The organism is Caballeronia zhejiangensis, assembly GCF_000698575.1.
Classification (GTDB): domain Bacteria; phylum Pseudomonadota; class Gammaproteobacteria; order Burkholderiales; family Burkholderiaceae; genus Caballeronia; species Caballeronia zhejiangensis.
Genome location: NZ_JFHD01000044.1, coordinates 17,100 through 28,750, shown reverse-complemented (window position 1 = coordinate 28,750; position 11,651 = coordinate 17,100). Strand labels below are relative to the sequence as shown.

Below are 11,651 nucleotides of genomic sequence, written 5' to 3'. Positions count from 1 at the left end.
AAGCGCGTTATTACTCAGGGAGAGCCGCGTGGCCGACGATCTGTCGGTATGATCTCGTCTTCTGGAAGGAAGCGCCTCACGCGCAGAGCAGAGATAGGATCGGTCTCGGCGAATGTTTTCAGCCACTCAATCGTCTGTTCGCGCACATTCCTCTCCGCCGCCGTCTGCCCCCTTTCACCAAACTTGAGGAGCGTGATCAACCGGCGCGCGAACAGCTTGTCGTCATTGGCACAGGTGAGCAGGGGCAGGATGTCCTCGAACTTCGCTTCCGCAATGGTCGTGAGGTCCTCTGGATTCCACCCACGGTTGAACTGAATTGCATCGAGCGTCTTAGCTAGGTCCACCGGGGCATTGAGACGCGCGACCTCGGCCTCAAGCACGGCCTTGAAGGTAGCGTCGTACTTCTCGCCAAAATGCTCGCTAGGTGCCAAGGCCGCTAGGCGATTTTGATTCGCGGCGATAAACTGATCCAGCAATCGCGTCGCCGCGTCCTTTCCCTGCAGATTAAGCAGCACTTCATAAACAGAGTAAAGTTCGGAAGTGGCAATCTGGTCGAGCGCGGCCATGGTCGTTTTCATTAAGTGCTCGAAGGCTTTCTTACTGTCACCGACGCCCCACCAAAACCGATGAAGCGCAGCATCAAATGACGCTTTCCGGCTGCCTGCGTCAATGCGCTGCGACAAATCCTCCGACAGGGTTCGAACCGCCTCCTCGCGGAAAAATCCCGAGGCAATGCCGACATAGATTTCTTTGTCGAGTGGGCTTGTTTCGCTGTAGCCATATCCTTCGATAAGCTCATCCCAGTCCGACTCCCGCTTTTCTTGTTCGGTCTGCTCTTCCCTCTTCTTCTCGTTGTGGAAATATTTTGTCCACTCCTCGCCGCCGTATTCGAGCAGGTATTCGACCGTGGGAAAGTCTTTTCGAGGAATGAAATGTGCAACCCCGAAGAGCGCCAATGTGTTGACCAAGTCGGCAAGCACGTTGGGGTGAAGATCCGTCACGATCGTCGCCAAGTCATCGGCAAGCGCGCCGAGTCGGCTGATCACGCGAATGTTCGAGACTCCTAGACGAACGAATCTTTCCGCCAGCAGCTTCCCGGCCGCGGTAGGTTCCGCGCCGAGCGCGACGACACACGCCTCCTCCGGAGTCGGTGCGAAATCGACCGTCTCCTCGACGACCTTCTCGAGGTAGGTAGAAAACTCGTCCTTGGCGTCGTTACCCAACTTTTTTTGATTGGAAATAAGGAGAACACGGCAATTCCGTTCCTCCTTCAAAAACGAGGCAAGTCCGAAAACGTCAGCTAAGCGCAGGGTAGAAGGTGCGCGTTCCAGGTCATCGAAACAAATGACAGCGTTTCGCACAGTCGCAAACGAAAGCTCTTGCGCGAGGGACTCGAGCTTCCCGAGGTATGGAATTACAGGCAGAATTTTCAGGATCTGCATCGGCTTCAAGCCTATAGCTCCACCTTCGATTGCATCTCCCACTGTATCACTACGGCCCGGCAGTCTTATTGCTGACATCACCTCTTCCGTGATGCGCTTTCGCACCTCCGCGAGCGACGTGAGGCCGAACAGAGATACGTAGGCATAGCGAGGGGGGGCGCCCTTCCTCGTCGATCTCTCGAGGGCTTGCTTCCACTGATATGTCTTACCGGAACCCCAGTCGCCGGTGAGCATTGCGACTTTTGGCGTTTCCCTAGCGAGAAGCCTGTCAAGACGCGATTGAACAATTTCTAAAGTCAAGAATCAATCTCCTAATGCGACATGCCGATTCCATTCGGCGTAGATCGCGCCGAAGACCGTGGGCACCACGTCGTGGCCTTCGAAAGAAACCGGCCGGTCGTCGTTTGGATAGCCCATTGCCGGAGAGGCCCGCAACATGCCGAGCATCCGCGCGCTGTGTTCGCCAGTGGATGCAACTTCACTGAGAATCTCTGACTCGATTTTATGAATTAGCGCCCAAGTCAGCGTCGCGGCCTGCCGATGGCGTTGCACGGCTGCAGGCACGGCGTCTTTTAGAGCCGCATCCGCGGCATACAGCGCATCCATTCTTTCTCCCTTTAGTTGGGCAGTGCGTGCTTTCGTAACAGTGCCCTGATTGCATCGTCGACGGTTGACCGGAGCACATACTCAGGACCGTGCGGAAGCAGCGCGGCAAATGCTTCACTCAGCGAGTAAGCAACCTCGGCCACATCGCCCTCACGAATGATTACCCTAAGTCCAGCAGTAAGCTCGGCTTCCAGTTCACGATCGTTGATTCGGAGTTCGATAGTCGGCATCGTGTCATCTCCCTAATGGGCTGCGTCGCTTCCTTTTACTCGTGGTCGCGAAGGTCCGACAAGGACTCATCGAGCAAGTCCGCCGCGTCGAAATGGAGCTGCACTGAGGCATCGGTTAGCGGCTCACCGTTGGGCATCTTGCGTGACTCAGCAGAATCGCGCAAAACGTTGATCGCTGCCCGCAGAGCAAGCGCTGGAGTCAAATTGGACATGGTTCGTTTTCCGTGTTTAATCGCTCAGCCAGTTCTCGAGCTTGACGCCCGGATAACTGACAAAGTCTTTTGTGTTGTTCGTGACAAGGACAACGTCGAGCGCAACCGCATGTGCGGCGATCAGCTTATCTAGGTGGTCCTTCTTGCGCTCCCGAGTAGCCTCACGAATCGGGCCGTAGGCCACCGCCGCCGCAGCATCGAACGGAGCCACCGGAATGTCCTCAATCAACGCGGCGAGGGTGCGCCGCTCTTTCGCCGGATTCGCACAAACGGCGACACCGTATTCCAACTCTGCATACGTGATAGCTGACATGACCACGTCACCGACAAAGCACTCCGCGAAGCGTTTCGCCACCTGCTCGGGCTGGTTCTTCATCAGGTAGATGCACATATTGGTATCGAGCATGAAGCGCGGCATTACAAGCCCTCGCGTTCTGCTTGTTCCTGCTCGCCTCGTCCCTCGGCCATAAAGTCGGGGCTGAATTTGGCGAATTTCTTCAACACACCGGCGAGCGGTCGGCGCGCCGGTCGGATGCGGATTTCATCGCCCACGCGTTCGATCTCAAGTTCAAGGTCGCTGCGCTCATAGGCGAGGTCAGCAGGAATGCGGACGGCCTGGGAATTGCCGTTCCTGAAAACTCGCGTGGTCTGCATCTCGCTCCTCGTTGCGTATGTACAATGGATGTACTATAAGCGATTGAAGAGTAAATGTAAATACGCGTGTGTACGCGGGTAGCCGGGCCGACCCATGTGGCGCAGGCGTAGCGACTATCGCTCGACGGGCCTGACGTTGAACCGGCACCCTCTTGCCTTGCTGCGTGAACGGCTCTCCGCTTTGGCGGTCTGGACCGTCGCCGTACTTGCCGCGTGCGGCGGCTCTGGTTCCTCCGATTCGAACAGCACAAGCAGCTCCACAAATGCTGGCGATCAGACGGGGTTACCGGCCGCGTCGCAGAAGGTGACGCTGCTCCCGCCCGCATCTACGCCGCAGAGTGTCTCGCCCACGGGGGATCCGACAGCGGATAGCATCGCGTTTATGAGCGCGGTACGACACAACGTTGGTATTAATCAACTCACCGTTGACCAGACGCTGGTTACGTCGGCCCTGAACCACGCCAATTACCTGGTACTGAACCAGGCAACCGGGCATAACGAAACGCAGGGACTTCCCGGCTACACGGGACAGTCGCCCTTTACTCGCTCGGATGCCGTGTTCGGTGAAGTTACGATTGCCGGAGACATTCGGGCTTTTCCGACGTCGTTGACCGGCGTCACATCGCTATTCGATGCACCATTCCACCGCTTTTTGATGCTTGAGGGCTATGCATCGCTCGGTGTTGGCGCATCGACCAGTGCGACGTGGGAGGCGGTCAACATTGACTTCGGCGGATATTCATCGGTCGTTGCGGATACACAGCTCGTCGCGTATCCATACTCCGGTCAAACGGGTGTGCCGGCTAGGTGGTTCGCAGCCGAGAATCCGAACCCGTTCGCCAGTCAGCCGCAGTATCAGAACACCTACGTCGGCTACCCCGTGACGATTCAGGCGAAGCTAACGGGGCACCTGAGCTCAGTCAGCATCAAAATCACTGATAGCGGCGGCAACGACGTCCCGTGTTTTCAACCTACGCCGGACGGCAACGCAGAGATAACGAACGGCGCCATGTGCATCCCGTACACCGCCCTCAAAGGAAACACAGCGTATTCGGTTCATGTGACCGGCGTGCTTAAAGCGCTGCATGGCGACACGCATCCTATCGACGTCACCTGGTCATTCACGACGGAAGCCGATGCGTCGGCCAAAGTCTTGGGCGGCGAGAAGCAGTTCCACGTTGTGCCTGAGTAACGCGCAAAAGCACGCCGCAAGCGCAACGGATGGAAGTCGATCCCAGAAAAGAGCGAAGGCACCACCTCCGCTCTTTTCTTTTGGGCCAGAAGGAAGTGCTCCTTTATACGTTTCCGCGGCTCCCCTGAGGATTAGCAAGTCACTTCCTTGACTTTGCGCTTGGCTCGCTAGCCTTGTTCATGACGCGACTGTTTCGCGTCGCATCATCACCTAGCGAGGCATCACATGGAACCTAAAAACAAAGAGCCCGTCGACGCGATTAAGTCGCTCATCGACGTCATTCAAGCTGCATTTGCGGCCGCATGGAAAGCGGTCCTCCTCCTCGGCGGTCTGATACTGGTCGCCTACTGCTACTTCGAAAGCATCGTGCCCGAGGGTTTGTCGCTGGGCGATGCGTTCTTCTTGGCGTCCGCCGCGTTCTCATTCACCTGCATAGCATTGATCGGCGTCGGCTTCGGGGCCTTCTCGACGTTGTGGGCGCTCAAGCTTCTCGTTGTCGCCAACAACTTCCGCCTCAAGCGGCGCGGGGAGCCGCCGGCGGCTTCGCTGCATCGCGCAGTCGATAGCGGATCGATGGTTTTTATGTCGTTTCTCGTGGCGCTCCCCCTAGCCTATCTGCTTGTTTTTGTCAGAGACCAGTCCCCCGACGCCCGCATGCACGCGACCCTTATGTTCTTTGCTGCTGTGGGCGCAATCACCGCGATCATCGTGCTGATCGTTCCGTCCAAAGTGCAGCAGCGCGATATTCGTCTCACGGTGGTCTTCTTGGCGGTGGCCATTTTTGGCGCGCTCGTCGCCACCCGCCCCGCTCTCCTGAATTTGTCGATGGTGAACCTCGGCGTGCGCTCAGCGCCCGGCCAAGTTGTGATCTTTTCCGATGCTGAGCATACGCAGCTGGCTGCAATCGCGACGGCGAGCGGAGTGAAGGTGCAGTTCTGCAAGCTTCCGACCACCGATAAGTGGGGTACGCGCGACGCCCGCGCCGTGTGGCATGGGGTCGGCGGAAGCTCGTACATACGGCTCTTCGACGAAACAAACGGGTCGCGCGATGTTCTCGTCCGGGCGAACCGCGCGGATGTGGAAGTGATCCGCGGGGACCGAACGGGCTTCGACTGCCCTGCGAAGGTGGGCGCTGCTCCGGTCGGTAAGTCGTCGTGACTCGCATCTACGCGACGCTGAGAAAGCGATACACCACTGAGGCATTGAAAGGCATGGGGTTCGTCAAGGACGGCGGACTGATGGTGAAGCGCGGGGCGATGCGTCGGGTTCGCGCGCAAGCATCGAGCCTTGACGGCGTGTGGTGGCGAGTGACCCCGCTCGAGCGCCGCTGGCGTTAGACACCGCAGATAACGGAAAGACGCTCAAAAACGCGCGTCTTTCCAAATCCGAGACGCGCCCAGGGCCGGTAGCCTTGTCTTCGCTTATGAAAGCGTCTGCGCGGTGACCGCGCAACCGCTGCTGGCTCAATCGGCCGTTGCGCCATAAATCAAGAATTCACGACAACAACGAGGAACCATGAAGCTCAAAATGATTGGCATCGCCGCCCTGTCCGTTCTCGCGCTGTCCGCCTGCTCCCAGATGCAGCCGGGCGCGCAATCCGCAAAGACGGCGGCGACCGGTTCCGCTGCTGGCGAAGCATCGCAGAACGCCAATGCAGGCCTGCAGCACTGCGCGGCGCCGCTTGGCACGGTCGCGATCGTCGAGGATACGGAAGCGCCGTGGTACGGCCTTCTCACAGGTCAATACCAGCTCGGCTCGACGGTGCCAGTCCTCAAGCTGCTTGTGCAGCAAAGCAACTGCTTCGTGATCGTCGATCGCGGCCGCGCGCTCGGCACCGCTATGGGTGAGCGCTCGCTGAACGCATCGGGCGAACTGCGCAAGACCTCCAAGATGCACAAAGGCCAGATGGTCGCGGCCGATTACACGATCAGCCCCAGCGTGACCTTCAGTAACCGCGACGCGGGGGGCGGTGCTGCCGGCCTGCTCGCCTTCGTGCCTGTCGTTGGTGGCGCACTGGCGGGTGTCGCGGGCACGATGAAGGCGCAGGAAGCCTCGACCATGCTGACGCTCGTCGATAACCGCTCCAGCGTCCAACTGGCGGCGGCCGAAGGTTCGGCGCGCAACGTCGACTACGGCATGCTCTCAGGCGTGTTGGCCGGTGGCTTCGGCGGCGCAGGCGCTGCGGGCGGCAGCGCGTACGCACGCACGGCGCAAGGCAAGGTCGTCGTCGCTGCCTTCACCGACTCGCTCAACAACCTCGTTGGCGCAGTTCGCCAGTACCGCGCACAGAACGTCAAGGGCGGCCTCGGAAACGGCGGCGCTCTCGTCGTCAACTAGTCGAGCTAGGGCGGGAGGCCGGAGGCCTATCCGCCCCGTTAAGGATTCGCTTAAGTGAGCCGTTATAGCGGTCTCATCGAACCATCAAGGAACCCAACATGCGTCTTTTCCTCGCCATCATCATTCCGTGGCTCCAGTTCTTTACGATCGGCCGCCCCATCGCCGGAATCATTTGCCTTCTGCTGCAGTTGACGCTGATCGGCTGGATTCCCGCAGCGATCTGGTCCGTTTTCGCACTGGGCCAGTACAAGACCGACCGCAAGATCGAGCGCGCGCTCGCTAGCCGCGCCTGACCAATGTCTTAAGGCCGCCGAGGGGCAAGAGCTTCGCGTCGGCCATCATTGTTAGATGGGAAGGATGATGCTCTACGCATTCAACGTTGGACGGCTTCTGTTACGACGAAGGATCACGTGGCAGACATTCAAGTACTCGCTTCGCGTGCGCCCAATCGCCGTTGCCGGCCGAGCTGGTTGCTACGTCGTTGACCCGGAATTCGGCTCTGAAACGATGCTGTGACCGTTCAATTTCGCCTGCACGTCATTGGCAGCCTGTCGCGTGCCACGGAAAGTGAAAACTGTACCAGCGGCCAACGCTAATCTGCGTGAGCTCGGCCATCCGTCACTGTCGCTCATCGACCCACTTCAGCCAGTCAACGCTTGCTGCCATGGGCGTCTCTTGACGGGGTGCAACAGTCGTTCGTTGCAGGGTATGGGTAGAAAAGCCGCCCCACAGGGGAGCGGCGTAAAGTTCGTCGTTGTGCGAAGAGCACTCGACGAACCGGAGAAAGTTATGAGTCTAGCCACTGCCGCGCTAGTGACCGTCGCACAGTCGTTTCGGGCGCGCTAGCGAAGCACGGTTGTTGCGCCCTTGGATATCGCGAGTACGATGGTCGGTGCGCGATTAGAAGGCCGCCTTCCCCACCGATGCGCCACCGTCAACGAATAACGTCTGTCCAGTAATGAAGCCCGCATCCTCGGACAGAAGAAATGCTAGAGCCGCGGCTAATTCCTCAGGCTTGCCAAATCGCTTCATCGGCACGAGCGACAGGAAACGCTGCTCCGCTTCGCTGCCAACGGGCGTGTTCTGCCGAAACAATTCGGTTTCAGTGGGCCCGGGCGCGACGGCGTTGACAGTAATGCCCGTCTGAGCAAGCTCAAGCGCCCACGTGCGCGTAAAGCTCATCATCGCGGCTTTCGCCGCAGCGTAGGCCGTGCGGTTGGCCACGCCAAGGACGACAAGGCTGGAGAGGTTCACGATTCGCCCCCAGCCTCGATTCCGCATGCCGGGCAGCAGGGCTTGTACGGTCTGCACGGCAGAAGTCAGGTTATGACGGAAGGACGCTTCGAGGTCGTCGAGATCGATCGCTTCAACACCGGCCAGCCGGACGAACCCTGCGTTATTAACGACGCCATCGAAGGCATAGCGCTGGGCCAACCGCTCAAGTGCATGCGCGGTCGCATTTCGGTCCGTCAGATCGACGGAGACCAGTGTGCCGGGGAAACTTGAATCGTCGGCGCCGCGTGCGAGACCGACGACCTGGTGCCCGCCAGCAGCGAGCCGGTTCGACAACGCGCGCCCGATGCCCTTGCTGGCGCCCGTTACCAAGAATGTACGTTTGAACATCGGAAAATCCTGTAAAGCATAAGAGAGTTGACTCGGTGGTCCGAAAGGACGTTAGCCCCAACGGGAATTCAAGATGATGCTGCACAAGTTCACCCGCTCGAAGCCGGGGTCCTTGTACGCCAGGAAATCGTCATTGAACGTGCCGAACGTAGTGCCCGGGCGATGCTTCATGCCGTCGTGGAAGGCATCGATCATCTTGTCGGCAAAATTAGCACCACGCGGAAAGCGTGCGACTACCGCCGCGCGCTGTTCCTCGGTGAAGTCATCAAAGCCCCGTCCCGCCACGTCCATCCCGGCTCCGGCTTGCACCAGAGCGATCTCGCCGTGCATGTGCTCGGGTATGCCCGGCGTTGTATGGAGGGCTACAGCGGTCCACACCTTGGCTACGTCCGCCTCGTCGACATGATGGCTGCGTAGGAAGTCGCGGGCAGCGTTAGCGCCGTCGACTTCAAAACGAAGTTCGCTTTCGCGATAGGCCGGCGTCAAACCGATGTCGTGGAACATGGCCGCCACATACAGCAGTTCTGGGTCGAAGGCGACGCTCGTTCGTTTTCCTAGTAGCGCGCCCCATAGGTACACCCGTGTCGAGTGGTTAAACAGCAGCTCGCTTTCGGTGTCGCGAATGAGCTGAGCTACCTCCCTAACTAGCTGACTGTCGGGAATGACGATGCCGAGCATTTCGTTCGCCGTCGTTGCTTTATCTTGCTTCATCTCGAGGTACTCGATCTGTGAGGAACGTGCGATTACTGCCGCAAACTTGATTTCCGCACCGCCCGAAGCGGGCGGCTGGTCTGGCACCGGAAGTGACTGGAGGCGCTACACCGAGGAAGGTACGCTACCCATAGGTCATGGAAAAGGCCTAAGTTTGATGAATTCCAATGTACTATCAAGCCAATGACAACGCTTTCTGTAAGCCTCGATCGCGCCGGACGCATCCCGCTGTCTGCGCAGATATACGGCTCAATTCGAAGTGCGATCGAGTCAGGCCAGCTCGCCGCCGGCGCGCGGCTGCCCTCCTGGTCCGATCTGGCTGCCCAACTGGGGGTGTCCCGCGGCACCGTGCGGACCGCCTATGAGCGTCTGATCGACGAGCAGTTCGCGATCGGTTTGGGCGCGGCGGGCACTCGGGTAGCCGCGCGGCCTTTGCCGGCGACAACCAAATGGTCGCCGGACGCACCACCGCTCCCGGATCTCTTTTACGACTTCAGCACGGCGCCTTTGGCGTTTCAGATGGGCGTGCCCTCCCAGGACGCCTTTCCGTTCAAGCTGTGGTCGCGTATTCAGTCACGTGCGGCGCGCCGGGCTGCAGCGGCTCCCGTCGGCTATCCTGATCCGAGAGGCGAGCCGGAGTTGCGACAGGAGATCGCGTCGTATCTTGCCGTCTCACGCGGGCTTCGATGCAGTCCTTCGCAAGTATTCGTCACAGCAGGATTTGCCGGCGCGCTCAACCTAGCGATTCGTGGGCTGCAAATGGAAGGCCGGCAAGCCTGGATAGAAGATCCTGGCTTTCCTCTAACCCGTACGGCGCTGGGGCTGGCGGGGATGACCGTGGCAGGGGTGCCCGTGGACGCAGACGGGCTCGATATCGACACAGGCATCCGAATCGCTCCTGAAGCTTCCCTTGCAGTGGTGACACCGGGCCAGCAAGCGCCACTCGGAATGACGATGTCGCTCCGTCGACGTATCGCACTGCTCGACTGGGCAAAGCAGCGGGACGCCTGGATCATCGAAGACGATTATCTCGGTGAGCTGCAGCTGAAAGGACGGGCCGCACCGGCACTCGCCTCGCTCGATCCGGACGGTCGGGTACTTCACATCGGCACCTTCAGCAAGACGATCAGCCCGGCACTGCGTCTGGGATTTCTTGTTGTTCCGCTCTCCATGGCGCGCCGGCTCGGCGAAATCGCGGCGAGCCTCGCGCCTGCCCCGACTGCATCCGTGCAGCATGCCGTCACGGAGTTCATGCATGACGGGCACTATCTCCGCCATCTGCGGCGTATGAAGCGCCTCTATGCGGCCCGACAGACCGCACTGGTTCGCTGTCTGAATGAACTGGCTTCGGAATCAATCAGAGTCCATGCCGCGGCGGGCATGACTGTGGTAGCTGCGCTGCCTCAATCCGTATCGGATACGGATATCGCTGCCCGGGCGCGACTATTCGGGCTGGCGCCGGTTCCTCTCTCGCCTTGGTACACCCGCAAGCCCGCGCAACAGGGCCTGCTGCTCGGCGTCACGAATTTGGATGAAAGAACGGTGGCGGCTAACTGTTCTCGGCTCCTGGAAATCGTCCGCGGGCATCACTGACGGACTAGCGAATCCGGCCCGAGCTCGCTTCTTGGTGCATCGTAATTGTTCGTTCCTGGTGCTTTTGCGTGCCCCAACGTCGCATGACAATGGAGCAACACAAAGGAGCAGACATCATGACCATCCAATCTATCGCGAGAGCTACCGGCGCAGCCATCGCCTTCGCCATCGCCGTGCCGGCGTCGGCGCACGGGGGGACCGAAACGGTCACACCGAACTTTCAGCACGCCATTCCCAACGTTGTGGGGAAGTCGTTGACCGCTGTCGTCGTCGATTACGCGCCGGGGGCGGCGTCATCCGTCCACAGGCATGCGGGCTCAGCTTTCATCTATGCCTATGTCGTGTCGGGCGAGGTCGAGTCGCAGGTAGATGACGGTCAGAAGCGCGTCTATCACGCTGGCGAGAGCTTCTTCGAAGAGCCAGGCGCAGTTCACCGCATAAGCCGTAACGCGAGCGAAACAAAGCCTGCGAAGCTGCTCGCCGTCTTCGTTACGGACAGCAACGACCAGGCCCTGACTACCCCCATCAAGTAAATCATCGCTTCAAGGAGTCACATCATGAGCAAGCGTCTCGACTACACCCAGATTGCGCCCGCCGGCGTAAAAGCACTCGGCGGCGTCTACGGCTACGTCATGCAGAGCAACCTATCGCCGGTTCTCGTGGATCTCGTCTACCTGCGCGTCTCGCAGATCAACAACTGCGCCTATTGCCTCGACATGCATACACGCGACCTGCTGCGAAAAGGCGTGAAGGTCGAAAAGCTGGCGCTCGTGCAGGCATGGAGGGAAGCGGGCCATCTGTTCGACAACCGCGAACGCGCAGCACTCGCATGGGCGGAAACGGTCACGCTGGTGGCGCAGACCGGTGTCCCGGAGGAGTCGTACGAAGCTGCCCGTACTGCGTTCAACGAGCGCGAACTCGTTGACCTGACCATCGCGATCAGCCTCATGAATACCTATAACCGTATGGCAATCAGCTTCCGGAACACGCCCCAGGCTGTGCTGGAACAGTAACCGCCACGCGTTTGCACAGCAGAAAAGCGCCTCGAATT

The 11,651-nt window shown here is 59.5% G+C and carries 15 protein-coding genes; 7 read left to right on the top strand and 8 right to left on the bottom strand.

The window, feature by feature from the left end; all coding sequences use genetic code 11:
- Nucleotides 1-14 precede the first annotated feature (14 nt).
- The 6 genes from BG60_RS31660 to vapB are packed head-to-tail and all read right to left on the bottom strand — an operon-like array spanning nt 15 to nt 3,144.
- The gene (locus BG60_RS31660; protein ID WP_144403852.1) at nt 15-1,742 is read right to left on the bottom strand and encodes a hypothetical protein; all 1,728 of its coding nucleotides are present in this window, start codon (nt 1,740-1,742) and stop codon (nt 15-17) included.
- Between the two features lie 3 nt (nt 1,743-1,745).
- The gene (locus BG60_RS31655) at nt 1,746-2,048 is read right to left on the bottom strand and encodes a DUF2471 family protein (protein WP_008345048.1); all 303 of its coding nucleotides are present in this window, start codon (nt 2,046-2,048) and stop codon (nt 1,746-1,748) included.
- A gap of 11 nt (nt 2,049-2,059) precedes the next feature.
- Nucleotides 2,060-2,278: a hypothetical protein gene (locus BG60_RS31650; protein WP_008345050.1), complete on the bottom strand. Its 219-nt coding sequence runs from the start codon at nt 2,276-2,278 to the stop codon at nt 2,060-2,062.
- Nucleotides 2,279-2,313: 35 nt separating this feature from the next.
- Nucleotides 2,314-2,490, bottom strand: coding sequence for a hypothetical protein (locus BG60_RS39160; RefSeq protein ID WP_008345052.1), 177 nt, complete (start codon nt 2,488-2,490; stop codon nt 2,314-2,316).
- A gap of 16 nt (nt 2,491-2,506) precedes the next feature.
- Entirely contained in the window at nt 2,507-2,908 is a 402-nt protein-coding gene (locus BG60_RS31645) for a type II toxin-antitoxin system VapC family toxin (RefSeq protein ID WP_008345053.1), read from the bottom strand.
- Nucleotides 2,908-3,144, bottom strand: a complete 237-nt coding sequence (gene vapB, locus BG60_RS31640; protein WP_008345055.1) for a type II toxin-antitoxin system VapB family antitoxin — start codon at nt 3,142-3,144, stop codon at nt 2,908-2,910. Before vapB ends, BG60_RS31645 begins: the two co-directional genes overlap by 1 nt.
- Nucleotides 3,145-3,238: 94 nt before the next feature.
- On the opposite strand from vapB, the gene BG60_RS31635 reads away from it, so the two are divergent.
- The 4 genes from BG60_RS31635 to BG60_RS31620 all read left to right on the top strand — a co-directional run bounded on the left by BG60_RS31635 (nt 3,239) and on the right by BG60_RS31620 (nt 6,966).
- Nucleotides 3,239-4,336 (top strand): CAP domain-containing protein, encoded by a 1,098-nt coding sequence (locus tag BG60_RS31635; RefSeq protein WP_008345058.1) that lies wholly within the window; start codon nt 3,239-3,241, stop codon nt 4,334-4,336.
- A gap of 225 nt (nt 4,337-4,561) precedes the next feature.
- Nucleotides 4,562-5,494, top strand: a complete 933-nt coding sequence (locus BG60_RS31630) for a hypothetical protein (protein WP_008345060.1) — start codon at nt 4,562-4,564, stop codon at nt 5,492-5,494.
- A gap of 357 nt (nt 5,495-5,851) precedes the next feature.
- Complete coding sequence (locus BG60_RS31625) at nt 5,852-6,673, top strand: CsgG/HfaB family protein (protein WP_008345062.1); 822 nt, start codon at nt 5,852-5,854, stop codon at nt 6,671-6,673.
- Between the two features lie 98 nt (nt 6,674-6,771).
- Nucleotides 6,772-6,966: a YqaE/Pmp3 family membrane protein gene (locus BG60_RS31620; protein ID WP_008345064.1), complete on the top strand. Its 195-nt coding sequence runs from the start codon at nt 6,772-6,774 to the stop codon at nt 6,964-6,966.
- 607 nt (nt 6,967-7,573) lie between these two features.
- On the opposite strand, the gene BG60_RS31615 is transcribed toward BG60_RS31620, so the two are convergent.
- Together BG60_RS31615 and BG60_RS31610 are read right to left on the bottom strand one after the other, a co-directional pair.
- On the bottom strand, nt 7,574-8,296 hold the full coding sequence (locus BG60_RS31615) for an SDR family oxidoreductase (RefSeq protein ID WP_008344469.1): 723 nt from the start codon (nt 8,294-8,296) through the stop codon (nt 7,574-7,576).
- Between the two features lie 51 nt (nt 8,297-8,347).
- The gene (locus BG60_RS31610) at nt 8,348-9,007 is read right to left on the bottom strand and encodes an HD domain-containing protein (protein ID WP_008344471.1); all 660 of its coding nucleotides are present in this window, start codon (nt 9,005-9,007) and stop codon (nt 8,348-8,350) included.
- Nucleotides 9,008-9,190: 183 nt separating this feature from the next.
- On the opposite strand from BG60_RS31610, the gene pdxR reads away from it, so the two are divergent.
- The 3 genes from pdxR (at nt 9,191) to BG60_RS31595 (ending at nt 11,613) form a co-directional block, all read left to right on the top strand.
- The gene (pdxR, locus tag BG60_RS31605; RefSeq protein WP_008344473.1) at nt 9,191-10,600 is read left to right on the top strand and encodes a MocR-like pyridoxine biosynthesis transcription factor PdxR; all 1,410 of its coding nucleotides are present in this window, start codon (nt 9,191-9,193) and stop codon (nt 10,598-10,600) included.
- A 116-nt stretch (nt 10,601-10,716) separates the two neighbouring features.
- Nucleotides 10,717-11,133: a cupin domain-containing protein gene (locus tag BG60_RS31600; RefSeq protein WP_008344475.1), complete on the top strand. Its 417-nt coding sequence runs from the start codon at nt 10,717-10,719 to the stop codon at nt 11,131-11,133.
- A gap of 24 nt (nt 11,134-11,157) precedes the next feature.
- Entirely contained in the window at nt 11,158-11,613 is a 456-nt protein-coding gene (locus BG60_RS31595) for a carboxymuconolactone decarboxylase family protein (RefSeq protein WP_008344477.1), read from the top strand.
- Nucleotides 11,614-11,651: the final 38 nt, after the last annotated feature.